The sequence below is a fragment of the Verrucomicrobiia bacterium genome (assembly GCA_019634635.1).
Taxonomy (GTDB): Bacteria; Verrucomicrobiota; Verrucomicrobiia; order Limisphaerales; family UBA9464; genus UBA9464.
Map to the genome: position 1 here is coordinate 44,303 of JAHCBB010000019.1, position 24,503 is coordinate 68,805.

Below are 24,503 nucleotides of genomic sequence, written 5' to 3' on the forward strand. Positions count from 1 at the left end.
TGCCGGCGGTATCTTTGTCCACAACTCATGAATTCCACTGGATCCGCCCCGGAGCTGCCGCGCCGCGACTTTGTGAAGTCCGGTTCCCTGGCCGCGATCATGGCCGCGCTGGGCGGTGTGCCGATCACCGGAGAGGAGCCTGCGGCGGACCCGGCGGGCACGCTTCCGGTGCCGAAGGCGGACCCAAACTATGCCGAGAAACCGCCGGGACCGCCGGTATCGTTCGGCGTCGTTGGCCTCGGGGTTCAGGGCCGTGAAATCCTTACCCAACTTGGGCGGTTGCCGAACGCACCTGTGGCCGCCATCTGCGACAGCTACCGCGCGTCGCTCAAGCGGGCCTCCGAGGCGGCCCCGGACGCCGCGCAATTCACCGACTACCGGCAGTTGCTCGATAACCCGAAGGTGCAGGCCGTGGTCGTGGCGACCCCGACACCGTTGCACCGCGAGATCGCCCTGGCGGCCATGGAAGCCGGGAAGCATGTGTATCTGGAGGCGCCGATGGCTCATTCCATCGAGGACGGCCGGGCCATTGCCCGGGCCGCCAGAGCGCTCCCCGAAGGGCGGATTTTTCAGGTGGGGCTGCCCTTCCGCGAAAACCCCCAGCACCACCACGTGCTGAAATTTTTCCGAACCGGCGCCTGTGGCACCACGGCGGAGGCGTCGGCCCAGGTCAACAAGAAGCAGTCCTGGAGGCGGGCCTCGCCCAATCCGGAACGGGAGAAGGCCCTGAACTGGCGCCTCGACCCGGCCACCTCACTCGGGTTGGTCGGCGAACTGGGCATCCATTCCGTGGACTGTGCGAGCTGGTATCAGGATGCCCTGCCCACGGCGGTTTCAGGGTTCGGCAGCGTCCGTTTTTGGGACGACGGACGCATGGTGCCCGACACGATCCAGACCGTGTTCGATTACCCGGGCGGAGTCCGCCTCGTGTTCACCGCCACGCTGGTCAGCTCCTTTGGGGGCGAGCAGCAGGTGTTCAACGGCAGCGACGCCACGATCCTGATCCGGGACAACAAGGGCTGGATGTTCAAGGAAGCCGACGCCCCGCTGCTGGGGTGGGAGGTGTACGCCCGCAAGGACGAGATCCTGGACGAGCTGGGCATCGCCCTCGTGGCCAACGCGACCAAGATTCTGGCGCAGGGCAAGAAGCCCGCGGAGGCCGCCAGCGACACGGATTCGCCGCTGCGGTATGCGCTCGAGAAGTTCATGGAGCATGTCCACGAGGGCACCCCGCCCGTCGCCGGCTGGAAGGTCGGCTTCGAATCCCTCGTGACCGTGGTGCGGGCCAGCGAGGCCGTACGGCAGGGGGGCCGGCTCGAATACGATGGTGCGATGTTCGAGGTGTAATCCGGGGGCGTACCGACCCATGCCCATCGGTTGTCCCCCGTGTCCCCACGCCCACCGCGACCTGCGATGAAGCTTCATGAACCGGAGGCATGGGCGGCATCCCGGGACCCGGGTCCGGATGCGCCGTATGCCGATCGGATCGCTGCCATCATCGCCGCGCTTGGGATCCCGCCTGATTACGGAAGCCGCAGGTCCATGGTCCTGCATCCGGAGGCCGGCGCGTTGGTGCCGGCGCGGACCCTTCCCGACGGGCGTCAGATCCATCTGATGCCGCCGGCAGCCTGTGCCTGGGCCGGCATGGTGGCCGCAGCAGCGACGGAGGGCGTGACCCTGATTCTGGTCTCCGGCTTCCGCAGCGCGGATCACCAGCGGCAGATCATCGAGCGAAGGATGTCCCAGGGGATTCGTCTGGATGAAATCCTTCGTGTCAACGCGGCGCCCGGCTACAGTGAACATCACACCGGGCGCGCCGTGGACATTGGCACCCCAGGTTGTCCGCCGCTGACGGAAGCCTTCGAGCAAACCGCGGCCTTCCGCTGGCTGGATCGCGAGGCTGCACGGTTCGGATTCCGGCTCACCTATCCGAGGGGCAATCCGCAGGGGATCCTCTACGAGCCATGGCACTGGTGCCATCACGGCCTGGGAGCCGGATGACCTGACCCACTGACCCAGGGCCAGGCGTGTTTCCCACATGCCATTCCGCTTGGACCCGTGGTCGGCCTTCCGTACCGTGCGCGCCGCGCGGACATGGCCTATCTCAACGAAAACTATCTGAAGCTCAAGGCGGGGTATCTGTTCCCCGAGATCGCCCGGCGTGTGAAGGCGTTTGGCGAGGCGCATCCCGCCGCCGCGTCACGCCTGATCCGCTGCGGGATCGGGGACGTCACGGAGCCCCTCCCGCCGGTGGTTGTGGCGGCCCTCCATCGGGCCGTGGACGACATGGCGCGGCGGGAAACGTTCCGCGGATACGGCCCGGAGCAGGGGTACGACTGGCTTCGGACCGCCATCGCCCGGGGCGACTATCGGGATCGCGGTCTGGAAGTGGCTGACGACGAGGTGTTCGTCAGCGACGGGTCCAAGTGCGACTGCGGGGCCATTCTCGACATCCTTGGCGACCACAACCGCATCGCCATCAGCGACCCGGTGTATCCGGTCTATGTGGACACCAATGTCATGGCGGGCCACACCGGAGCAGCAGATTCCTCCGGTTCGTATGGCGGGCTGACCTATCTGCCATGCACCGAGGCCAACCAGTTCATCCCGGAGCCGCCCCCGGAGCCGGTGGATGTGGTGTACTTGTGTTCGCCCAACAACCCGACCGGCGCTGCAGCAGGACGTCAGCACCTGGAGGCCTGGGTGGCCTACGCCCGTCACCATGGGACGCTGCTGTTGTTTGACGCCGCCTACGAGGCCTACATCACCGAGCCCGGGATTCCACGTTCGATCTATGAGATCCCCGGGGCGCGGGAGTGCGCGATCGAGTTCCGCAGCTTCTCGAAGGACGGCGGATTCACCGGGACCCGGTGCGCCTTCACCGTGGTGCCGAGGACGCTCCAGGCGCGGACGCGGTCCGGGGCGTCTCAACCGCTGCATCCGCTCTGGCTGCGACGCATGACCACAAAGTTCAACGGGGTCTCGTACATCGTCCAACGGGGTGCCGAGGCGTTGTACTCGCCCGAGGGAAGGCAACAGGTGCGCGCGCTGGTCGCGCATTACCTCGGCAATGCCCGGATCCTGGTGGAGGCGGTGCGGACCGCGGGCCTGCAAGTTTTTGGAGGCATCAACGCGCCCTACATCTGGGTGGCGGCGCCGAAGGGATGGTCGAGTTGGCAGACGTTCGACAAGATCTTGAATGAAGCCCACGTGGTGATCACCCCGGGGAGCGGTTTTGGGAGCCAGGGGGAGGGCTACTTCCGGGTCAGCGCCTTCAACAGCCGGGCCAACGCGGAGGAAGTCGCCCAACGGCTCCTGGCGTTGCGATGGTGAGGTCCCCGGCTTAGAACGGGGACATCTGGCGCGGGGTCAGCACGCGGTAAAGCGATCCCGGGTCTTCGGTCAGTGGCACCGCGACAGTGATCGGACCGCTGGTCACCGCGGGTGGAAGGTTCGTCACCAGCGTCCATGCCGGCGCAGGCAGGCCGGGCGCTGATTCCACGGCAAAGGTTTGTCCTGCGGCCGCGGTGAACGTCAGCACAAGGTGCCCTGCTTCCCGGCGTGCCGCGAGGTCGCGCAGATCGGGGGCGGGGACATCTCCGCGTCCCGGAGTGCCGCCCTCGACGGTGCTCTGGTCCCAGGACGACGCGTCGCCCCAGAGCGTCACCGGTCCGGATGGATCCCGATGTGTGAGCGAATGGCCGCGCCCGTCGGTCGCGGGCTGCCAACGGTCGCTGTAGGCAAAGTCCAAAACCGACTCCCCAAACGGGCCGGTGAGAATCAGGGTGTCCAAGGCGTTGCCCAGCCGCGACGAGTAGGGGCCGAGGATGCGGAATCCGTCACCGTACCGCCGGCGCATGGCGTCCGGATGCTTCGCAAGGACCACGTTTTCCCCGGGCCAAAGGTCGCCGGCCGCAGGGGGGAACGCGTACGAGATGCCTCCAGAAAGGCGAAAGCCGTCGAGCACCAGGGTTTCGTGACCAACATTCCGGAATTCGACGAACTCGTAGTCGTCGGCCGGAAACGGATCATCGGGTGGCGGATCGGGCGGGTGGTACATGATCTCGGTGATCCGGAGCCCGGGGATCGTGAGGGCGTAGGTGGCGTGGGACGGCGGACTCCACCGGTTGCCGGTGCGCACGCGCGCCACGACGCGGGCATTGGATTCCAGTGAAACCGGGCCGGAATAGCGGCGCGCCTGTGCCGCCACACCGCCGCCAGGGTTGCGCGGATCCGAACCATCGAGGGTGTAGTACACGGTCCCGGTCGCGGTGATCCGGAGCGTCACGCCGTCGGGGTGGTATCCCGGGGCTGGATCAAGCTCCGGCCAGCGCAGGATCGTGGAATCAATCCACTGCAGCCGATTGCTGATGAATTCCTTGAGGAACCCGATTTCCGCCTCGTAGCTGCCCCCGATGAAGGCATTGGGCCAGACGTATTCGTTGAGAATGCGCCACTTCTTGAAATTGCGATCCTGCGCTTCGGCCAGGAGGTTGGTGTAGCCATCCACCAGCGCGAGCACCCGGTCTGTGGCGAGAGCACCCGTTCTCAGCGACGCCCACCGGTCGGTGTGCCGCTGGCTGAATTCCGGATCTTCAAACAGCCTCCGGTACCAGGGGTAGCTGTCGTCTGAGAGCTGGGGGTGGTACCAGCCGGAGGCATTCCAGCCATCGAGGTAGTTGGCGTTGCCGAAGCTCAGGTTGTAATCCCAGATGGGACCCATCGCGAGCGGTCCACCCCGGGCCTTGGTCATGAAGGTGCTTAATCGGAACCCGTCAATGTTCTTGGCGACCTCGACCAGCCAGTGGTGGTCCACGAAGGCCTCCGCATCAATGAACGCAGCATAGCCAGCCTCGGGATCGCGAAATTGGGGGCCATAAAGCGCGCCTTCAAACTGCCGCATGTAGGTCTGGATCCATCCGAGCTGCGCACTCCCGAGAAATCTCGGTTTGGGCCACTCAAAGCCCAGGTCCTGACCGCGCGGCGTGGTAAAGGGCCCGTCGTTCGGGTCAAGACGGTCCTTCTTGAGGATGTAGCCACCGGTGATTGCTGGCTCGATGAAGTCGGTGGATTCAACTTCGGGCACTCCCGCCCGGTGTCCGCCCCCCTTTATCTTCTCGATCAGCACGTACACCCCTTGATAGTCCGCCCCGTCCACACCGTCAGCCCGGTTGACGTACACTTCCACAAACCGGGTCCGCGGTGCGTAGCGCCCGATCGCCCGGCTCAGATCGTACGCCAGGACGTCCCGAATCAGGGACTTGTCGGTGTAGGGGGCGTAGAGCACCCAGTCGGCGTCCGCCGGCATCCCCAGAAGCGATTCGGCGCGATCGGCACCGGTTTCGTGATTGAGTTCAATCCCATAGGACTTCTTCGGGAACTGGGTGGAGCTGGATCCCCGGATTTCGATGCCGGCCCGCACGTGGATTGCGACCGGATTCGTCCACCCCGCCCGTCCCTCACCGGGCTCGATGATCGTCAGGTGGCCTTTTACTTTGGTGCCTTCCCCGATGGTCTGGCCGTGGGTCTCGAACAGAAGGATCGGCAGATTGGACGTGAACGCCTGCTGGGACGGGGACACTCGGGAGTATCCGGCGCCTGCCACCGGCCCGGGCACGCGGCCCTCCCGAAACACGCGCGCCCGGAGGCGCAGGGTGCGGTCCACTTGGATCGGCCCGTCGTATTCCGGAGACGTGACGGCCGGAATCGAACCATCCAGGGTGAACCGGATGGTTCCTCCTGGTTCCTGGGAGGACAGGTGAAGTTCGAAGGGGTCCATGAATACCCCGCCCGGCACCGAAAATTCCACGCCACCGGCAATCTCCGTCCAGCCCTGGCTGTTTGGTGCAGCGGGGGTCGGCCGATCGAAGTACAGGAATGGTGGACCCACCGGTTCCGGGTTTGGGCCGCCGGAAATGTCGGTGAACTGCTCCGGATAGCCGGGGGCGAATTCGCTGGCGATGGTGACACCATCCGGTTGCACCAGCGCGAGGTACCCGCCGGCGCCCGGAAGTTTGAAATTGGTGTGCAGGGGACCGGCGACCCGCGCGCGATCCTTTCCTGAGGCGAACACCACCAGATAGGCGCCGGCCTCCAGCGTCCGGCCGGGGAACCGCCACCGGCCTGGATCGTCCGGCGCGTTGCTCAACGACCAGCCCGACAGGTCCACCGGCGCGCCGGTGGGATTGTGGATTTCGATCCAGTCGGGAAACGACCGGTCTTCGTCAGCAAGGGATGCGGCATTCCGGGCCACGAACTCGCTGATCACCAACTGACCGCTGAGAGACCCGGTGCCTGCCAGCAACAGCAGTGCCGAGAGGATCCAAACTGGACGCATGTGACGGTAACGTGACAAACGACCGGTGCGTTGTCATGCGGGTCATGACGGATTCTTTCCGGCCGGATGCCTCCGGAGATCCGCGGGTGACCCGGCGCAGTGGGAATCCTCGGCCTTTCGCGCCTTCGGGAGTCGCTGTCGAGGGCGTGCCGCCAGCGACGGGTCGCGCCCCCTGGAATTCACGCTTGGAATCCGGGGGGACGCATTGTCCGGCGGTTTGAGGCGTTCGCGGTGGGGTGAGGCTCCGCCGAACCGCGCGGCCAGGCGCGAGATGGGCTTGTGGGGACCCCAAAACGCGCACGCCAGGAGGCCCGCCCAGGGAGTGAGCCACCGCCTCCGGGCCTTCAGTGCTCGTGGTCGCGTATGTAGTCCTGTCGGAGCCCGAGGGCTTCAGGGGCGTGCAGCACGAGCATCTTCTCGCGGACATCGCCTGGCACGGCATGTCGGGTTCGGAGGGAGACCACGATCATGAGCAGGATGGCCAGGGGAACCGCCCAGATCGCCGGTTGCTCGCAGAGGATGCGCAGCAGGGGATGGGCGGCCCAGAAGTCCACGAGGGAATGGTCGCGCAAGGCGGAGAACCAGCCGGGCTCAGCCCGGCCCAACGCCTGAAACTTCGCGGCTTGGGCGGTGACAAAGGTGGTCCAGCTCGTGAGTGAGATCGCGGCGACTGCCAGGAGCCCGCCGGTCAGCATGCCGGTGGCGGCGCCGTGGGTGGTCATGCCGCGCCACCAGACGCTCATGAAGAGGAGCGGGAAATAGCTGGCGGCGGCGATGGCAAAGGCCTGGCCGACCATGAAATTGATCTCGAAGTTCTCGACCAGCGTGCCAAGCCCGATGGCCACGGCGCCAATCCCCACGGCGGCCACCTTGAACATGCGCAGACGTTGGGCGGGGGTGCTTCCGGGATTGAGGATCCTCCCGTAGACGTCGTGGGCCATGGCGCCGGTCATGGAAACCAGCAGGCCGGAGAAGGTGGACATGAAGGCGGCGAAGGCCCCGGCGCAGGTGATGCCGCTGAGAATGGAGCCCAACGGACCCAAGCGTTCGCCGAGGACCGTGGGGAGCTTGAGCACGATGCCGTCGGTGCCGTTCACCCCGGTGCCCTCGTAGAGCGAGGGCATGAGGTTGCGTCCCATGACGCCAAACATCGGCGGAAATACATAGAACACCCCGATGAGAATCATGACCCACATCGTCGTGCGCTTGGCGGCGACCCCGTCAGGGTTGGTGTAGAAGCGCACCAGGATGTGGGGCAGCCCGGCCGTGCCGCAGACCAGGGCGATGATGAGGGAGTAGGTGTAGAGCAGGGCGTAGGGGCGGGGGTTGATCGGGTTGATCACCGCTTCCCGCGCAGGGAACGCGATGAACTGGTTGCCGTGTTGCCGGAGGACCGTGATGCCGTTGGTCCGGAACGTACGCTCCAGGTGCTTGATCACTTCGTGAATGTGGAGCCCGCGCCACTCGAATTCCGGAATCAAAGGGGGAAGGTTTGGCGAGGTGCTGAGCTGGAAAGCCGCGCCGTGCGCAATGGGTGAGTTGTTGGCGACGAACCGGGCATAATGCACCAGCAGGTTCGTTGTTGCCGTCGAAAAGTCCTCGATCATCCAGTTCTTGTTGGGCCTCTGAAGGATCCGGTTGAGGCGGTCCACAAGGTCCCTCGGGTACAACGATCCGGAGAAGGTGCTCCAGCCCGTTTCTATCGCTGGGACGGCCGCGAGGACCGGGGTCGCCGCCCTCGCCGCCTTGGTGGTCAACGGACCAAAGGGATTGAGCCAGGTGGAATCGGGTGGCGCCTTCGCGGGCAGGGGCAGCCGTTCCACTCCGGCAAGTCCTCGCGTCCGGGAGAAATGGTCGAGCACCGGTTGGTAGTCCCCGGCCGCACTCCGGGGATAGGCGAGGTAGTCGCTTCCTCCGAGATGGGCGAGGGTGATCTCGTGCGCGGCCAATTGGGTCAGCAGGCCGGCCGTAAGGATCTTGCGCGTCCCCAGGCCGGCGATGGGGAATTGCAGTTCCGGCTGGGGCTCGAGGGAGGCAATGCGCCAACCCTGCAATTCACCGAGGAGATGCAGTGCGGCTCCGTAGTGGAGGACCGGGACCTGAGCTCCAAATCCGTATCCCTCATTGCCGGTGGCGGCGCGGGCGAGTTCCGCCAGATCGGCATTCGTGAGCGCCCGGCCGAAGGCGCGGGACCCAAAGTCGGATCTCGAATTGTCGAACACGACGAGTCGTGGGCCATGCGCCTCCCTCTCGTAGTCGGTGAGTCCCTGGGAGTTCATCTGGAAAATGAACTCCGCGGGCGCCGTGGACTGGACGGCCGTCAGGAGTTGTTCCGCGCGCGCCGAGGTCGGCCGGGCTTCCTGCGAGGCGTTCACCCCGGCGGGATTGGTGCTGTGAAGGGATTTGGACTGATTTGCCCCAAGCTGGCTTCCATACCAGCCATACACGCTTGCCAGCACAAAGATGGGCACGGAGATGGCGAACATCTTGATCCAGTACTGGAAAGCCTGGACGAGGGTGATGCCCTTCATGCCGCCCAGGGCGACGTTGAGGGTGATGACCGCCCCCACCACCACCACGCCAACCCAGTAGGGCAGTCCCTTGTGTCCAGCGAACTCGATGTCCTTGAACACGTAGGCGAGGGTGGTCCCGGCACCCTTCATCTGGGGCATGGTGTAGAAAAAGCCGATGAAGAGGACAAAGATCACCGCGATCCTGCGGAAGACGGGCGAGTCATATCGTCCCTCGGCGAAGTCGGGGATGGTGTAGGCGCCAAAACGGCGCAGGGGCCCGGCGATGAACAGCAGGAGGAAGAGATAGCCGCAGGCGTAGCAGACCGGATACCACAGCGCGTCGTAGCCGGCCGACATGACCATGCCGGCCACGCCCATGAAGGAGGCGGCGCTCAGGTATTCGCCGGAGATGGCGGAGGCGTTCCAGCCCACGGAAACGCTGCGGCCGGCGACGAAGAAATCGGAGGCGGACTTGGAGGTTCGTGCCGATCGGAAGCCCATCCAGATCGTAACGGCAACCGTGACGACCGAGAAAGCGAGGATCCAAGGGTCGGGCATGGGTGCGGTGGCCAGTGGTCAGTGGCCAGTGGTCAGTGATTGGCGGGCGGTGGAACGTGCTTCGCGGACTTCGGCGTCCTCAAGGGCGATGCTGCGGCGAATGAAGAGCCAGGCGATGAGCCAGACGAAGGGGAAGAAGAGGACGCCCAGGATGAGCCACGTCAGGGTGAAGCCGCCAACCCGCGTCGCCATGAGGTCCGGCAGGAAGTAGTTGAGCAGGGGCAATCCGAGGAGCGCACCCAGGAAGGTGAGGGCGCAGGCTACCGACAGGCGGAGTTGTCGTCGCATCAGCGTGCGCAGGAAGGCCTCCGAGTGGAGGGCATCGCTACGGGAGGTTTCGGGGGGCTGCACGGACACCGTGTACCGGCTTGCGACCCTGCGGAGCAAGGTCGCCCCTTCGGAAAGTGAATCGCGGCCATCGAGGCCGAGAGCGTGGAATCGTTTTGCCGGGGGCGGCCGGATGGCGAAGACTCAAGGACCGCCTATGAAACGGTTCCTACCCTTCGTGCTGTCGCTCGGATTCGTTGCAGCCCAGGCCGCGGACACGCCCGAGCCGCGATTCCGTGCGGTGACCGTGGATGACCAGATTGCAATCGGGTACGGCCTCGCGATTGCCGACGTGGATGGGGACGGACGTCCGGACATCGTCCTTGCCGACAAATCGCAGGTCGTCTGGTACCGCAACCCCGGCTGGGAGAAGTTTGTGATCGCCGAGCAGTTGACGCCGCTCGACAACGTCTGTGTGGCGGCGGCCGACGTGGACGGCGATGGCAAGGCGGAGATCGCGGTCGGAGCCGGGTGGAATCCCGGCGACACGGTGAACAGCGGAGCGCTGTTCTACCTGCTGCCGCCTGCGGACCGCACTCAGCGGTGGGAGCCGATCGCGTTGCCCCATGAGCCGACCATGCACCGGATTCAGTGGGCCAGGGACTGGCAGGGGCAAATGACCCTGCTTTCGGTACCGTTGCATGGGCGGGGAAATGACCCGGCCAAGGGCGAGGGCGCCGGCGTGCGCATCCAGCGGTACCGCCCGCCCGGGGACCCGAGCCAACCTTGGGAGGTGACGACGCTCGATGAGTCCCTGAACAAGACGCACAATTTCGATGTGGTGGCCTGGGACGACGATCCGGCGCCGGAGGTGCTCGTGGGCGCCCGGCAGGGGGTGTTCCTTCTCGACTGGTCCAGGGAATCGCGATCCAACGTCCGGATTCCCATCGCGAGTGATGTCGGGGGCGGGGCCGGGGAGGTCCGGATGGGGCGCCTGGGATCCGGCCGATTTGTGGCGGCGGTGGAGCCCATGCATGGCAATACCCTGGCGTTGTACCGGCCGTCCCCAGCGGGCGGCACGAATTTGTGGACGCGCCGGGTGCTCGATGAAGCCTTGGTGGACGGCCACGCGCTGGTGTGCGGGGACTTCCTCGGGATTGGGCGGGACCAGGTTGTCGTGGGCTGGCGGGCGATGAACCGACCCGGAGTCCGGGTCGGCATCAAGATGTACATCCCCGAGGACGATCAGGGAGCGCGGTGGCGGGAGGTGTTGCTCGATGACAACGGCATGGCCTGCGAGGATCTCAGGGCGGCGGATCTGGACGGGGATGGACACCTCGACCTCATCGCCGCCGGGCGGGCGACGAAGAACGTGAAGATCTACCTGAACGAGCGGTAGAACCCCGGGCCCCTCGAAACCGGAGCCCGGGAGTCAGGTCCAGAGCTGCCGGTCGAGGGAGCGGTACTGGACGGCTTCAAACACGTGGTCGGAGCCGACGGCATCCTCGCCGGCGAGGTCGGCGATGGTGCGGGCGACCTTGAGGATGCGGTCGTGGGCGCGTGCACTGAGGTGCAGGTCGTTTACGGCGTGTCCCAGGAGGGTGATGGTCGTCGTATCGAGGCGGACGTGTTGCTTGAGTTCCCGGGGGCCCATGCGGGCATTGCAGGTGACTCTTCCGCCGCGGAACCGGCGCTGCTGGCACTCGCGCGCCGCGGTGACGCGGGCGCGGACGACGCTGCTGGTCTCTCCGGGCGCGGCGCGGCTGAGGTCGGTGAACTTCACAGGCGGCACCTCGATGTGCAGATCAATGCGGTCCAGCAGGGGGCCTGAAATCCTTCCGAGGTAGTTTTGGATTTCCTTGGGGGAGGATCGGCTTTCGGCGGGCATCTTGCCGTCCGGCGTTGGATTCATCGCGGCGACCAGCATGAACTGGGAAGGAAAGGTCATGGTGCCGGCCGCCCGGGAGATCGTCACCCGCCCTTCCTCCAGCGGTTGCCGCATGGTTTCCAGCACGGAGCGGCGGAACTCGGGCAGTTCGTCGAGGAAAAGCACGCCGTGGTGGGCCAGGGACACCTCCCCGGGTGTCGGATTCATGCTGCCGCCGAGCAGGCCGGCATCGCTGGCGGTGTGATGGGGGGAACGGAACGGGCGGGTGGTGACCAGGGCGCATCCGGTCGGCAACTGACCGCAGATGCTGTGGATCTGGGTTGTTTCGAGGGCCTCCTCCAGTGTCAGCGGCGGGAGAATGGTCGGCAGCCGCCGGGCCAGCATGCTCTTGCCCGTTCCCGGCGGTCCGATGAGGAGCAGGTTGTGGCCGCCGGCCGCGGCGATTTCGAGGGCGCGCTTCACCGACTCCTGGCCGCGCACGTCGGCAAGGTCCACGTCGTCCGGTGGCGGTTGTGCAAAGAGCGCGGCGACATCCACCCGCACTGGGGCGAGCTCCACCACGCCCTCCAGGAAGAATGCGGCTTCGCGCAGGTTTCCCACCGGGATGACGTCGAGTCCCGAGACCACCGCCGCCTCGGAGGCGTTCTCGCAGGGCACGAGCACACCGCGACAGCCCCGGGCCCGTGCGTGCAGTGCGATGGGCAGGACACCGCGGACCGGTCGGACGGCGCCGGTGAGGGCCAGTTCGCCGACCATGACGTACTCCTGCAGACTGCGGGGTTGAATCTGTTCGGTTGCGGCGAGGATGCCGAGACCGATGGGGAGATCGAAGCTGGGACCCTCCTTCCGCGAGTCCGCCGGGGCCAGGTTGATGGTCGTGCGGCCCATCGGGAATTTGAATCCGGAGTTGGTGACGGCCGTGAGCACCCGGTCGCGGGACTCCTTCACGGCGGCATCGGGCAGCCCGACGATGACGATCGTGGTGGTCCCGAAGCTGGAATCCACCTCGACTTCCACCGGTGAGGCTTCGACTCCCTGCACCGTGGCGGCACGAATCTGGGCGAGCACTCCAGCAGGCTGCCGGCGTCCGCCGACAAGGGTCAAGCCACCGCGCCCCCTGGAGCCCTCGCCAGATTTGGGGGGAGACAGACCCACCGGAGGTCAGTGATCTGCGGACGATTGTCTCTCCGCAAGGGGAGGGCTCGGATCATTTCGGAGGCGTTGGAATTCGTCCTCGGTCAGAACCGTGATTCCGAGTTTGCGGGCCTTCTCCAGTTTGGATCCGGGATCGTCCCCGGCGAGCACGTAGTCCGTCTTGCGACTGACGGATGAGGCGACCCGCCCGCCCATCGCTTCGATGGCTTCGGTGGCCTGCTCACGCGTGAGCGTCGGCAGGGTGCCGGTGAGCACCAGGGTCTTGCCGGAGAACGGACCTGCCGTGGGGGCGTCCACCGGACGGTAAATGGCCGACTGGAGATTTAATCCGGCACGCTGTAACCGGCGAATGAGGTCGCGGTGCACCGGATCCGAAAACCATTGGACGATGCTGCCGGCAATCGTGTCGCCGATGTCATCCACCGCGGTGAGTTGCTCAAGGCCCGCCTGCTCAATGGACTCCAGGTCGGGAAATGCGCGGGCCAGGGCCTTGGCGCCTCCCTGACCGAGGTGGAGGATTCCGAGTCCGAAAAGCAGCCGCCACAGGTCGCGTTCCTTCGAGCCGTCAATTCCCCGGAGCGCGTTGTCGGCGGATTTTTCCCCCATGCGCTCGAGCCCCAGCAGTTCCTCCCGCTTCAGGCGGTAGAGATCGGCGACGTCGCGAACCAGTCCGGCCCCGACCAGTTGCGCGGCCATCACCTCACCGATGCCTTCGATATCCATGGCCCCGCGGCTGCACCAGTGCTCGATCCGCCCGCGAATCCGCGCTGGACAGTCGGGATTGGGGCAACGCCAAACCACGCCCGTCCCACTGCCGTTTCCGGTGGCGTCGCGAACCGCGGGGGTGCCGCACTCCGGGCAGGCCTTGGGAAACTCGAAGGGGACCTCGGCACCACTCCGGCGTTCGGGAATCACCCGGACGACGGCCGGAATGACTTCACCGGCCTTTTCGATGACCACGTGGTCGCCGATCCGGGTGTCTTTGCGGCGGAGGTCATCCTCATTGTGCAGCGTCGCCCGGCTCACCGTGCTTCCGGCAAGGAGCACCGGCTCCAGTTCGGCCACCGGCGTGAGGGCGCCGGTGCGTCCGACCTGGATGCTGATGGCGCGCAGTCGGGTCTCCGCCTGTGCCGCGGGATACTTGTAGGCCATGGCCCAGCGCGGGGCCTTCGCGGTGGCCCCGAGGAGTTCCCGCAGGGCGAGATCATTCAGTTTCACCACCGCACCATCAGTTTCGTAGTCGAAGCGCGCCCGCCGCTGGTCCAGGGACGCGATGGCGTTCAGGACGTCGTCGGGAGTCCGGGCCACTTCAACGATTCCGGGAACTGGGAGTCCCAAGTCACGCAGCCAGTCCAGCAGGCCGGTCTGGGTTGCGGGCAGGTCTCCGTCCTTCGCCGCGCCCACCCCGTAGGTGACCACCGCGAGGGGCCGGGAAGCGGTGATGCGTGGATCCAGCTGTTTCAAGGAGCCGGCGGCGGCGTTCCGTGGATTGGCAAATGCCTCCTCACCGGCCGCCTCCCGCTCAACATTCAATCGGCGGAATCCGGATAGCGGCAGGTACACCTCGCCCCGGACCTCAAGAATGCGCGGGACATCGCGGGACGCGAGGCGAAGGGGCAGCGAACGCAGCGTCCTCAGGTTGGCCGTCACGTCATCACCGGTCGTGCCGTCGCCGCGGGTGGCCCCACAGGCGAGGCGGCCCTCCTCGTAACGCAGTGAAATGGAGAGACCATCCACCTTGGGCTCGACCGTCCACTCCAGCGCCGCATCCGGGACCCGCTTCTGGACGCGGATCAGAAAGGCGCGGACCTCCTCGGGGGAGTAGGTGTTGTCGAGGCTCATCATGGGGATGCCATGGCGAACCGGTTGGAATCCCTCCACCGGACCGCCGCCGACGCGCTGGGTCGGCGAGTCCGGCGTGATCAGTTCCGGATGCCGGGCCTCCAGCTCACGGAGCTCCTGCTCAAGCCGGTCAAACTCGAAGTCGCTGACCTCCGGACGCCCGAGCACGTAATAGGCGTGCTCATGGTGGCGAATGCTCTCCGCAAGCTGATCGTGGCGGCGTCTCGCTTCCGGGGAAGTCATTGGGCGTGATTGGGGCGACCACCGGCGGGTCCGCTGCGGGCGGCGAGCTGCGATTCGACCCGTGCGACGTCCGAGGGCGCATCCACGCCGATGCTGTCATGTGCCACCCGGGCAACGCCGATGGCGATTCCATGCTCCAGGGCGCGGAGTTGCTCCAGCTTCTCCGCGGCCTCCAATGGAGTAACCGGGAAATTGATCAACCGGAGCAGTGTGTCGCGCCGGTAGCCGTAAATGCCCAGGTGTTTGAGGAACGGAAAGGCGTCCAACTGGGCCTGGGGCGACTCCGCCGTCCGGTCGCGAAGGAACGGGATGGTGCGACGCGAAAAATAAAGTGCGCGCCCATCAAGCGCCGTGACCACCTTGACCGCGTTGGGATTCGAATATTCCTCCCCGTTTCGGACCGGAGTGGCCGCAGTCGTCATCTCCCAGGAGGTCAGCAGGGCGCCCACGGCGTCCATCACCGAGGGGGCCATCAGGGGTTCATCGCCCTGGACATTGATGTATCCGTCTGCGGGAACCCGGCATGCGACCTCGGCGACCCGGTCGGTCCCGCTGGCGTGATCCGTCCGGGTCATCTCGACGCGCGCGAAGCCGCGGGCCACGGACGCAATGCGCTCATCGTCCGTGGCGACAATCACCTCGTGCAGGGTCAGGGATTTCCGGCACTGCTCCACCACCCACTGCAGCAGCGGACGCCCGGCGATCGGGTGCAGCGGTTTTCCCGGAAAGCGTGTGGAGGCAAACCGTGCGGGGATGACGCCGACGAGCCTCATGGCCGTGGTGGCTGCTCGGGAGGAGATGGAATGGGGGGGGGTGGTTGGAACCGCGCAGGCCGGTTTACCAGAGCCACGACCAGAAGCTGTCCGGGTTCACCGAGCCCTTCAGTTCCGTGTTGGGCCCCAGGGCCGATGTCACAAATTCCTGGGATTCCAGGTCAGGTGCCATCCGGATTTGCGCCGTCAGGAGCCCGTTCTCGGGTCCCTGCCGCAGATCGCACGCGATGCGGTTGGCCGACAGGGTGTAGGTGGCCGGTGTCATTCCGGAGACCACCTGGTCCCGGTTGTCCAACCGGAGGGTGCCGGAATAACTCACGGGGGTGGCGCTGGTCAGGATGACCACATACTCCCGCTTGGCGGGCGTGGTCTGGCAACCGGTCCAAAGGACCACGGCAAGAAGTGGCAGGCAGGCGAGTCGGGCTTTCATGAGAGTGTCAGCGGGCCTGGCGAATGCGTACGGCGTACGCGGAGGCCAGAGGATTTAGAGAGGTGAAGGTGAGAGTCTCGGTGGAATTCTCGGTCAGGATGACGTTTTCCCACGGGGTTTCGTCCCCGGTGGAGAAGCCTGAGGCGTCCTTGAAGACGCATTGTGCCTGGACCTGGATCCGCCGGTTCTCCAAGTTGAGCACGATGCAGGAGACCTTGAGCCGGCCGTCGTCCAGGCGGGACTCCTGAAGGCCCAGGGTGGTTACGGATTTCCGGGCGCCCGGGTCCATGAGCTGAAACTGCCCGGTCTTCGCCCAAGCCGCGGCCTCAGCCCCCTTTGGCGGGTACGGTCCCTGGTGACTGGAGCAGCCGGCAAGGGCTGCTGCGAGGAGGCTCAGCAGGACGATTCCGGTGGTGCGGCGGTTCACGGGGGAAGCTTTACGAGTTTCGGTCGCTGAGGAAAAGCACGGTGTCGCGCCCCGGTACCACATGGAAACGGGCTTGGCGGGTGACCCGCACCTGTCCGGTGGGACTGCGAAACTCCACCGTGGCGGTGTGGACGCCGGGGGGCAGCCGGAGGGCGGCGAACGCCAGCAGGTTGGGCAGATTGGACCACTGCCGGGTGTCGGCGGCCGGGGTGGTGGCAGCGCTGATCGCCTTGGTCACCAGGCCGGCCAGCGCGACCCCCATGCCCGCGTTGCGGGTGGCATTGGAATTGCCGGCGATGGCCAGGGCGCTTCCCGCAACGATGGCGGCCGTGCCCAAGGTGTCGGTGGTGCCCTTGAACACGGCCTTGCCCTGCAGCACGTGATCCATCACGCGGCCGCCCCGGGTCGTCGCCTGGTAGGTGAGATCGTCCAGCGGGCCGACGTGCAACGTCTGGTCCCCGACGTGGATCACCGCCACCGGATCGGGTGCCGTTCCCGGGCGGAATTTGAGCCGCTCGCCGAACTCGCCGTCGGCGTATTTGACCGGTCCGCGTCCCATTTCCAGGAAGAACAGCACGTTTACGGACGGGTCGGGTGGGGGCGGTGGATTGAGTCGCGCGCTGTTGGTGGCCCGGCGCCAGGCATCCCGGCCATCTCCGCCCAGTTTGATCGTGGCGAGCCCCTCGAGATAGTCCAGCAACACCCAGTCACACTCCGTGATCCCGTTCTCCGGATCGGTGTCCTGAAGCGCAGCGCTCCGGAAAGCGGCCCTGGCGTTGTCGGGTTCACCATCCATCCAGTAGAGCAGGCCACGGTAATAGTAGGCCATCACCCGTTCATAGGGCTCGCCTCGGAACGTTTTGACGGATTCGGGATTGAAGAGGCCGCGCGACTCCCGGGCCGAGGCATCGCCGGCCGAATTGGAGCCAATCACCGCAAGCGCTGCGTCCAGACGGTCCCTGGCCTCAGGGTAGTTGCCGGACCTCAAGGCGGTCAGGGCCTCCTCGTAGTCCCTGAGGACCCGGTTTCTGCGCGCCTGCTCTTCCGGGGCGACGGTGGCGCACCCCGTGACGGCCAGCAGCAGGACGACGGCCCAAACCTGGGACAGCGCACGGCTCACCGGTAGGCCGCATCCTCCACCGACTGCTTTTTTACCTCGGCGGAATCCTCCCAGAGAATCTCACTCGTTCGCGGGTCAATCAGTTGGAAGGTGTACAACACGTAATCGCTCACACCGCCTCTGGCCTGGGTACTGAGCCCCTGCAGGCGACCGGTGAGAAAGAAATCAGCTCCCTTGAACTCCTGGAGGAACGGGTCCGCATTGGCCGTTACCTTGCCCTCCTGTTTCAAGGCCCGCTCCTGCTCAAGAGCCGTCATCCGGTCGCGCGCCAGGAAGCGGATGCGTCCGTTCGCCTGGCTGTTCAACAGCGCGCGGATGCGGGTGGTGAACAGGTCCTTGTTAATTGGAAACCGGGTGTCGTTCTCGACGGGCAACAGGACCACGCGGGGCGGGGCCGGTTGGAAGTCCCGGATCTCGGAATTGGAGAGGAGGCTGCGGGCCATCCGGTCCGTGATGGCGACGAGGTCCTGGGATTCAATGCCCGAGCCCGTGATGAACCCCTGCTCATCCGCCTTCAGTACCGTCACCGGAACCCCGGACGGATTTTGGACTCCCGAGGCGCAACCACCCACCAGCGCGGCGAGCGCCACCGGTGCCAGCCCGGGGAGAAACCGTTGCATCATGGATCCACTCAAAGGCAGAACCCGGGCGGGGTCAACTGGGATGATGTCCGGGTGGGGCGCCCGTGCGGCACGAAGGGCCCGCCCATGGGGGGGGATGGACTGCGACCCCGGGGAGGGCGGTTGGTGGGTCCAGTCATGTCTGATTGCGATCCCGACGGCCATGGGATGAAAGTCGGGGATTCCCGCTTGTCACCGGGGTTCCCCAGCTTAGAATGAATCCGCTTAATGAAACGCGATCCTCTAAATCAATTTGTTGCCCTGCGTCAGGCTCTGGTTTCCCGCCGGTCGGACCTGCGGACAGAGCTTTCCCGGCTCAACGAGGCATTGGGAGTTGTGGCGGCAGCGCCGCGGGTCGAGGCTTCCGCGGCGGGTCCTGAGGCGGATGGGGTGGTCCGTCCGGTGCGTCGGGGCCGGCGGCCTGGTGGCCGCCGGCCCCGGAATGAGTTGTCGCTACGGGAGGCGGTGCTCACCGTGACCCGCGCGAAGCCTCTCGCGAAGGCCGAGATTCTCGATGCCGTGGGCCAGTTGGGGTATCAGTTTTCGGCGAAAAGCCCCTTGAATTCGCTCAATACACTTTTGTACACCGACAAGCAGATCAAGAATTACGGGGGAAAGTTTGGCCCGGGATAAGTCCCCCCATCCCCGGCGGTGTAGGCCCGCCCACTGGCGGGCCCTTTTTTGAAGGACGGAGACCCCCAAACCTCCAACGCTAAGATGCTGGCCCGGCGGGTGATCCCCTGTCTTGACGTGCATGACGGCCATGTGACCCGCGGGGTTCAATTTGGCCGTGCGGAAGCGGGCGGCCTCAGAATTGTCGGCGATCCCGTCGAGCTCGCCATGCGGTATAATGAGCAGGGCGCCGACGAGATGGTGTTCTTCGACATCACCGCGAGCGCGCATGGGCGAAGCACCATGGTGGAGGTCATTGAGCGAACCGCCGACCGTTGCTTCATGCCGCTGACCGTTGGCGGGGGTATCCGGTCCGTGGAGGACATGGGAACCATGCTCCACGCGGGGGCGGACAAGGTGAGTCTCAACTCCGCCGCCCTGGCGGCACCCGGGCTGATCCGCGCCGGCGCCGCAAAGTTTGGCAGCCAGTGCATTGTCGTCTCGATGGATGCCCGGCGCGTCGGGACGGATCACTGGGAGGTGTTTTCCCGCGGCGGACGCGAGCCGACCGGTCGCGAAGCCGTGTCGTGGGCCCGTGAGGCGGTCGGGCTGGGCGCCGGGGAGCTGGTGGTGAACTCCATTGATGCCGATGGCACGCGCCAGGGATTTGACATCGAGATCACCCGCAGGGTGAGCGAGGCGGTCGGCGTGCCGGTGGTGGCCAGTGGCGGGGCGGGGAGCCTCGAGCATCTGGCCGAGGTGCTCATCGCGGGACGGGCGGACGCGGTGCTGGCAGCGAGCATCTTTCATTTCGGGGATTTGACCGTGGGCCAGGTGAAGGAGTATCTCGCCGGTCGCGGCCTCCCGGTCCGCCGCCTCCCCGGCTGACCAACGCTGCACGCGCGCCGGACTTTTCGCGCGTTGCTCCAAACCTTGTGAACCTGCTGAACTCAGTTAAGTGGAGCGCCGACGGCCTGATCCCGGCCATCATTCAGGACCATGCCACGGGGCGTGTCCTGATGATGGCCTGGATGAACCGTGCGGCGCTGGAACGGACGCTGCAAAGCCGTCAGACCTGGTTCTGGAGCCGGTCCCGCGGCAAATTCTGGATGAAGGGGGAAACCAGCGGACACGTGCAGGAGGTGCAGGACGTATCAGTGGACTGTGACGGTGACACGCTGTTGATCCAGGTGAAGCAGACGGGTGCGGCCTGTCACGAGGGGTACCGGAGCTGTTTCTTTCGCAGCGTCGGCGCTGCGGACGGGACGTTGCTGGTCACCGAGTCCCGGCTGGCCGATCCGGGCACAATTTACTCCAAGCCCTCAGGAACCTGATGGACACGGACTGGGATGCCGTCGTCGGGGGCTCGTGAATGGACCTGGAAACCATGCTGTCGCCGGGCAGTCCGGAGTGGTGGCTCCTGGTGGGGGTGGTGGGCTTCGGACGCGGGTGCGATCTGGGCTCCACCTATGTGGCCACTCCGGGGTTGTTGCTGGAGGCGAATCCGATTGCGCGCCGGTTGGGCTGGAGGCTGGGGGTGGTGGTCAATCTCGCCCTGGTGCTGCTGGCCGCGTCCTGGCCGCTGCTGGCGATTTCGCTGACGACCACAAGCCTGCTGATTGCCGCGCGCAACCTGCAGTCCGCCTGGCTGATGCGCTCCATGGGTGAGGGCGGGTATCGTCGGTGGATGCGGAGCCGGCTGGACGCGGGGGGTCGCGGTCTGGCCTGGGCCTGCTTTCTGGGGGAGGCCCTCCTGTTTGCGGTGGTGGGCGGGGCTCTGTTGTGGTTTGGACGATGGCAACTGGTCCCATTCGCGATCGGACTGGGCATTGCGAGTCATGCAGCGGCGGTCGGCGTATTCACCTCGCTGGCTCTCTGGCGCGGCCGGGACGGGAACGTTGCCCCGAATTAGCACGTTTGTTTGGGCCCGGTGGCGGCTGGAGGATTGCCTTGGCTGGCTGCCGGACTTCAGATTGGGCACGTGAGATCCGAGTGCATTTGCCGCATCCTTCCAATCCTGATGCTGTCCCTTGCTGCCTGGCGGGGCGGAGCTGCCGAGTTAAAGACCCGAAACGTGATTTTTATCAGCACCGACGGCCTTCGATGGGAGGAAGTGTTCCGGGGGGCCGAGGAGCTGCTGCTCAGCAAGGAGTGGGGCGGGATCAACGATACCAACCGGGTTCGCCGGGAGTGGTGGCGACCGACCCCGGAGGAGCGCCGCGAGGTGCTCTTCCCCTTCCTTTGGGGGGTGGTGGCGCAGCAGGGGCAGTTGTTTGGAAACCGGGATGCGGGCAGCGAAGTGCGCGTCACCAACGGACGCAACTTCTCCTATCCGGGCTACAACGAGTTCCTGACGGGGCGGGCCGATCCGGCCATTGACAGCAACGACAAGGTGCTGAACGCAAACACCAATGTCATCGAGTGGATCGGCGGTCAGCCGGGGTTTGAAGGGCGCGTGGCCGCCGCGGTGAACTGGGAGGTGCTGCCGTGGATCCTTAATGCCCCACGCGGCGGGTTTCCCGTGTGGAGCGGTTTCGACGTTCCTCCAGGAACCCAACGGATGACCGTGCCTTCGTTGCTCACCGATCTGGCGGAGCACAGCCTGACCGTCTGGCAGGGTGTCCTGCTCGACACCTTCGTCCGCGGCGCCGCTTTGCACGCGCTGGAAACCCTCAAGCCGAGGGTGCTCTACGTATCCTACGGCGAGACGGACGACTGGGCCCATGAGGGCAACTATGAACGCTACCTTCGCGCCGCCGTGAATTTCGACCGGTTCCTTGGCGATCTATGGACGGCCTGCCAGTCGCTTCCGGAGTACCGCGACCGAACCTCCCTGGTGATCACGACCGATCATGGACGCGGCCCGTCGCCCGTGGCTTGGAAAAGTCATGGGCGGGAGATTCCCGGCTCCGTCTTCATGTGGATGGCAGTGCTCGGTCCCGACACCGCACCCCTCGGGGAGCGCCGCAATGTGGCGCCCGTCACCCAATCCCAGGCGGCGGCCACGGTGGCCGCACTGCTGGGACTGGATTTCCGGAGCCTCGATGACCGGATTGCGCCGCCGGTGGTGGATGTGGTGGGTCGTTGACACGGCTGCGTGAGGGGCGGTGTCCGCCACAGAACTGTTGCTTGAGTTCAGGACCGGTTTCGGGGCCCATGGAGTGGACCATGAAACGACTCTTGGGGACCGGATCCAGTGCGGCGATTGCCGCGGTTCTTGGCGGTGCGCGACTTGCGGCGGCCACCGCGGTCGAGGTCGGTCCGGCGGCCACCCATCTCCTGCCGCGCGGCAAGGAAGCCGACGGCATCGTGGGCGACTTTGTGCTGCGCAACGACCTGGTGGAGGCGACCGTTTCGCACAACGCGTCCCTGCGCCGGGCCAACATGAGCACGTTCTATGGGACCAATGGCATCACGCCCGGCTGCCTGTATGACCTCGGGCTCCGCGGGCACGCCAACGATCAACTCGTCATCTTCGCGCCGCTCGCCCAGCAGGGCCCGGTCTCGTATGTGCGTGTGGATCGCCACGGCGACGGGGGCGCGGCCGTGGTTGAGACGGTGGTTTCGGCGCCCGGCAACGAGGGCCTCCACAAGCGCCATGCCTATCACCTCGAAGACGGCATGCAGGGAATCCTGATCGCCTCGACGGTTCGCAACGAGGGGATGCAGAGCCTGACCAATCGTCTCGACGACCGGTGGACCCGGTTTGCGTCGTCCGGAGAAGTGGATGGGATCGTGTGGGCGGATGCCGAGGATCCCGCGGATCGGGCCGGGTACGCTTACGCGTGGCTGCCGGTGGCCGATGGTCCCAAACGTGGTGAGGAGTGGGTGTTGCAGCCCGGGGAAGAACTGGAAGTGGTGCGGTTCCTGGCCGTCGGGCGTTCACCTGCGGAGGCTGCCGGAGTGGTTGCGGCACGACTGGGACCTGTTGGGAGGCTCCAGGCATCGGTGCGCGATGCTTCCGGGGAGCCGGTTCCCACCGCACGGTTCCGCATTCCCTGGGGCGCGGGAAGTGTTCCAGCGTACCCCGATCACGACGGCACCCTTGACCTGGCGCTGCCTCCCGGCACTTATGAGGTCGAAGTGTCGGACATCGGCCGTCCGGCAGTGAAGCGCCGGGTCACGATTGGAACGAACCAGGCGGCCGTCGTGGAGGTCGCAATGGAGGCCGCCGCGATGGCGCGTTTTGACATTCGGGACGAGTTTGAAACCTCAATCCCCTGCAAGGTGCAATTCCTCGGGATCGGCGATACGCCGTCCCCCAATCTTGGTCCGAAGCTCCGTGCGCACGGCTGTGCGGATCAATATCACAGCGAACGGGGCGACTTCCGGGTCCAACTTCCGCCGGGCGCCTACCGGATCGTGGTGACCCGCGGCCCGGAGTTCGGGCATCTCGAACAGGAGATTCTGCTGGAACCAGGCGGGACCGTTGCCGTCGCCGGAGTTCTGCGGCGTCTGGTGGACACCTCGGGCTGGGTGAGCTGTGACTACCACAACCACACCACCGAGAGCGGCGACAACACCTGTGGCGTGCGGGACCGGTTGATCAACCTGGCTGCCGAGCACATCGAGTTCGCCCCCACGACCGAGCACAACCGGTTCTTTGACTGGGGGCCCCACATCGAGGCGTTGGGTCTGGCCCCGTTTCTGAAGACGGTTCCCGGGGTCGAGTTGACCGGATCCGGCCAGCATATGAATTCATTTCCCTTTGAGCCGGTGCCGCACCGTCAGGACAACGGCGCGCCGATGTGGAATCGAGACCCGCGCATCACGGCAATCACCCTTCGCGGATGGCAGGGCGGGGAGCCGCTGCGATGGATCCAGTTGAACCACCCGGACCTGGCGGAGGACTTCAATGACCGGGACGGTGACGGCGAACCGGATGGCGGATTTGCCGGACTCGACCGCCTGGTGGATGCCCTCGAGACTCAGAATTTTGTGAATGACGACCTGCTGGCAGAAGCGCCGATGCGGATCGTCCGCGGTGCCGCCGGCCGGGAGTCGGTCCGCCAGGTCTGGGAATTCATCTGGCTTCAATTGCTCAATCGTGGCACGCGGCTCTGGGCCACTGCAGTCGCGGATGCCCATGCGGTTCACGGCAATGGCGCAGGGGGGTGGCGCGTCTATCTGCCCAGTTCCAGTGATGATCCCGCGCGGATTGACTGGCGGGAGAATGTTCGCAACGCACGCGCCGGACGCGGCATCGTGACGTCGGGTCCATTTCTCCAAGTGGCTTGCGAGGATGGCACCCAACCCGGCGACACCACGATGCAGCCCGGCATGTTTCACCTCCACGTGCGGGTGCAGTGCACCGACTGGATGGACATCAACCGGGTTCAGGTCCTGGTGAATGGACGGCAGCGTCCTGACCTTAACTTCACCCGGGCCAGCCACCCCGAATGGTTCGGGAACGGGGTGGTGCGGTTTGACCGCAGGCTACCGATCCGGTTGAGCGAGGACGCGCACCTGATCGTTGTGGCGGTTGGAGAGGGACTCAACCTGCAGAAGGGATTCGGGACCAGCGATCAGGCCGGACTCCGGCCGTGCGCGTACAACAATCCCATTTTTGTGGATGTGGATGGGGACGGTTTCAAGCCCAACGGTGACCTGCTGGGGTGGCCTCTGCCGACCGGAAAGCGCGATGTGGATACGGTTCGGGCGGCGCTGGTTGCCGCAGGACTGAACCCCGAAACAGCCCGACGCTGAACCACCAACCAC

Annotated in this window: 20 protein-coding genes and 1 pseudogene; 10 read left to right on the plus strand and 11 right to left on the minus strand. The window is 65.8% G+C overall.

Annotated features, from left to right (window positions below; all coding sequences use genetic code 11):
- Window positions 1-27: 27 nt before the first annotated feature.
- The 3 genes from KF791_13440 (at window position 28) to KF791_13450 (ending at window position 3,333) form a co-directional block, all read left to right on the plus strand.
- The gene (locus KF791_13440) at window positions 28-1,347 is read left to right on the plus strand and encodes a Gfo/Idh/MocA family oxidoreductase (GenBank protein ID MBX3733585.1); all 1,320 of its coding nucleotides are present in this window, start codon (window positions 28-30) and stop codon (window positions 1,345-1,347) included.
- Between the two features lie 66 nt (window positions 1,348-1,413).
- Entirely contained in the window at window positions 1,414-2,001 is a 588-nt protein-coding gene (locus KF791_13445; protein MBX3733586.1) for a D-alanyl-D-alanine carboxypeptidase family protein, read from the plus strand.
- 93 nt (window positions 2,002-2,094) lie between these two features.
- The gene (locus tag KF791_13450) at window positions 2,095-3,333 is read left to right on the plus strand and encodes an LL-diaminopimelate aminotransferase (GenBank protein MBX3733587.1); all 1,239 of its coding nucleotides are present in this window, start codon (window positions 2,095-2,097) and stop codon (window positions 3,331-3,333) included.
- 10 nt (window positions 3,334-3,343) lie between these two features.
- Here the strand turns inward: KF791_13450 and KF791_13455 are convergent, their stop codons facing one another.
- The 4 genes and pseudogenes from KF791_13455 to KF791_13470 form a co-directional block, all read right to left on the minus strand.
- Window positions 3,344-6,337: a CotH kinase family protein gene (locus KF791_13455; protein ID MBX3733588.1), complete on the minus strand. Its 2,994-nt coding sequence runs from the start codon at window positions 6,335-6,337 to the stop codon at window positions 3,344-3,346.
- A 344-nt stretch (window positions 6,338-6,681) separates the two neighbouring features.
- The gene (locus KF791_13460; protein MBX3733589.1) at window positions 6,682-8,616 is read right to left on the minus strand and encodes a hypothetical protein; all 1,935 of its coding nucleotides are present in this window, start codon (window positions 8,614-8,616) and stop codon (window positions 6,682-6,684) included.
- Between the two features lie 165 nt (window positions 8,617-8,781).
- A pseudogene (locus tag KF791_13465) lies at window positions 8,782-9,408 on the minus strand (cation acetate symporter).
- An 18-nt stretch (window positions 9,409-9,426) separates the two neighbouring features.
- Window positions 9,427-9,759, minus strand: coding sequence for a DUF485 domain-containing protein (locus KF791_13470; GenBank protein MBX3733590.1), 333 nt, complete (start codon window positions 9,757-9,759; stop codon window positions 9,427-9,429).
- 133 nt (window positions 9,760-9,892) lie between these two features.
- Between KF791_13470 and KF791_13475 the strand changes: the two genes are divergently transcribed.
- Window positions 9,893-11,074, plus strand: coding sequence for a VCBS repeat-containing protein (locus tag KF791_13475; GenBank protein ID MBX3733591.1), 1,182 nt, complete (start codon window positions 9,893-9,895; stop codon window positions 11,072-11,074).
- 33 nt (window positions 11,075-11,107) lie between these two features.
- On the opposite strand, the gene KF791_13480 is transcribed toward KF791_13475, so the two are convergent.
- From KF791_13480 to KF791_13510, 7 genes are all read right to left on the minus strand, one after another.
- Entirely contained in the window at window positions 11,108-12,631 is a 1,524-nt protein-coding gene (locus KF791_13480) for a YifB family Mg chelatase-like AAA ATPase (GenBank protein ID MBX3733592.1), read from the minus strand.
- 93 nt (window positions 12,632-12,724) lie between these two features.
- Window positions 12,725-14,803: an NAD-dependent DNA ligase LigA gene (gene ligA, locus KF791_13485; protein MBX3733593.1), complete on the minus strand. Its 2,079-nt coding sequence runs from the start codon at window positions 14,801-14,803 to the stop codon at window positions 12,725-12,727.
- Complete coding sequence (gene kdsB / locus KF791_13490; GenBank protein ID MBX3733594.1) at window positions 14,800-15,576, minus strand: 3-deoxy-manno-octulosonate cytidylyltransferase; 777 nt, start codon at window positions 15,574-15,576, stop codon at window positions 14,800-14,802. Before kdsB ends, ligA begins: the two co-directional genes overlap by 4 nt.
- A 64-nt stretch (window positions 15,577-15,640) precedes the next feature.
- A complete protein-coding gene (locus KF791_13495; protein MBX3733595.1) occupies window positions 15,641-16,006 on the minus strand; it encodes a hypothetical protein in 366 nt (121 codons plus the stop codon).
- 7 nt (window positions 16,007-16,013) lie between these two features.
- The gene (locus KF791_13500) at window positions 16,014-16,433 is read right to left on the minus strand and encodes a YcfL family protein (protein ID MBX3733596.1); all 420 of its coding nucleotides are present in this window, start codon (window positions 16,431-16,433) and stop codon (window positions 16,014-16,016) included.
- A gap of 10 nt (window positions 16,434-16,443) precedes the next feature.
- On the minus strand, window positions 16,444-17,553 hold the full coding sequence (locus tag KF791_13505) for a hypothetical protein (GenBank protein MBX3733597.1): 1,110 nt from the start codon (window positions 17,551-17,553) through the stop codon (window positions 16,444-16,446).
- Window positions 17,550-18,176 carry a penicillin-binding protein activator LpoB gene (locus KF791_13510; GenBank protein MBX3733598.1) on the minus strand — a complete coding sequence of 209 codons (627 nt, stop codon included), beginning with the start codon at window positions 18,174-18,176 and terminating at the stop codon, window positions 17,550-17,552. The genes KF791_13505 and KF791_13510 overlap by 4 nt, the downstream gene beginning before the upstream one ends.
- Window positions 18,177-18,401: 225 nt before the next feature.
- Here KF791_13510 and KF791_13515 point away from each other — a divergent pair, with 225 nt between their 5' ends.
- The 6 genes from KF791_13515 (at window position 18,402) to KF791_13540 (ending at window position 24,491) form a co-directional block, all read left to right on the plus strand.
- Window positions 18,402-18,806, plus strand: a complete 405-nt coding sequence (locus tag KF791_13515) for a hypothetical protein (GenBank protein ID MBX3733599.1) — start codon at window positions 18,402-18,404, stop codon at window positions 18,804-18,806.
- A gap of 84 nt (window positions 18,807-18,890) precedes the next feature.
- On the plus strand, window positions 18,891-19,673 hold the full coding sequence (hisF, locus tag KF791_13520; protein MBX3733600.1) for an imidazole glycerol phosphate synthase subunit HisF: 783 nt from the start codon (window positions 18,891-18,893) through the stop codon (window positions 19,671-19,673).
- 47 nt (window positions 19,674-19,720) lie between these two features.
- Complete coding sequence (gene hisI / locus KF791_13525) at window positions 19,721-20,119, plus strand: phosphoribosyl-AMP cyclohydrolase (GenBank protein MBX3733601.1); 399 nt, start codon at window positions 19,721-19,723, stop codon at window positions 20,117-20,119.
- A 38-nt stretch (window positions 20,120-20,157) separates the two neighbouring features.
- On the plus strand, window positions 20,158-20,697 hold the full coding sequence (locus tag KF791_13530; protein ID MBX3733602.1) for a hypothetical protein: 540 nt from the start codon (window positions 20,158-20,160) through the stop codon (window positions 20,695-20,697).
- Window positions 20,698-20,805: 108 nt separating this feature from the next.
- Entirely contained in the window at window positions 20,806-21,873 is a 1,068-nt protein-coding gene (locus tag KF791_13535) for an alkaline phosphatase family protein (GenBank protein MBX3733603.1), read from the plus strand.
- 80 nt (window positions 21,874-21,953) lie between these two features.
- On the plus strand, window positions 21,954-24,491 hold the full coding sequence (locus KF791_13540; protein MBX3733604.1) for a carboxypeptidase regulatory-like domain-containing protein: 2,538 nt from the start codon (window positions 21,954-21,956) through the stop codon (window positions 24,489-24,491).
- Window positions 24,492-24,503: the final 12 nt, after the last annotated feature.

Coding starts and splice junctions, on each gene's coding strand:
- KF791_13535 (MBX3733603.1), top strand. CDS start 20,806: ATGCTGTCCCTTGCTGCCTGGCGGGGCGGAGCTGCCGAGTTAAAGACC.
- KF791_13460 (MBX3733589.1), bottom strand. CDS start 8,616: ATGAACTCCCAGGGACTCACCGACTACGAGAGGGAGGCGCATGGCCCA.
- KF791_13475 (MBX3733591.1), top strand. CDS start 9,893: ATGAAACGGTTCCTACCCTTCGTGCTGTCGCTCGGATTCGTTGCAGCC.
- KF791_13515 (MBX3733599.1), top strand. CDS start 18,402: ATGAAACGCGATCCTCTAAATCAATTTGTTGCCCTGCGTCAGGCTCTG.
- kdsB (MBX3733594.1), bottom strand. CDS start 15,576: ATGAGGCTCGTCGGCGTCATCCCCGCACGGTTTGCCTCCACACGCTTT.
- KF791_13440 (MBX3733585.1), top strand. CDS start 28: ATGAATTCCACTGGATCCGCCCCGGAGCTGCCGCGCCGCGACTTTGTG.
- KF791_13455 (MBX3733588.1), bottom strand. CDS start 6,337: ATGCGTCCAGTTTGGATCCTCTCGGCACTGCTGTTGCTGGCAGGCACC.
- KF791_13445 (MBX3733586.1), top strand. CDS start 1,414: ATGAAGCTTCATGAACCGGAGGCATGGGCGGCATCCCGGGACCCGGGT.
- ligA (MBX3733593.1), bottom strand. CDS start 14,803: ATGACTTCCCCGGAAGCGAGACGCCGCCACGATCAGCTTGCGGAGAGC.
- KF791_13495 (MBX3733595.1), bottom strand. CDS start 16,006: ATGAAAGCCCGACTCGCCTGCCTGCCACTTCTTGCCGTGGTCCTTTGG.
- KF791_13530 (MBX3733602.1), top strand. CDS start 20,158: ATGGACCTGGAAACCATGCTGTCGCCGGGCAGTCCGGAGTGGTGGCTC.
- KF791_13540 (MBX3733604.1), top strand. CDS start 21,954: ATGAAACGACTCTTGGGGACCGGATCCAGTGCGGCGATTGCCGCGGTT.
- KF791_13510 (MBX3733598.1), bottom strand. CDS start 18,176: ATGATGCAACGGTTTCTCCCCGGGCTGGCACCGGTGGCGCTCGCCGCG.
- hisF (MBX3733600.1), top strand. CDS start 18,891: ATGCTGGCCCGGCGGGTGATCCCCTGTCTTGACGTGCATGACGGCCAT.
- KF791_13450 (MBX3733587.1), top strand. CDS start 2,095: ATGGCCTATCTCAACGAAAACTATCTGAAGCTCAAGGCGGGGTATCTG.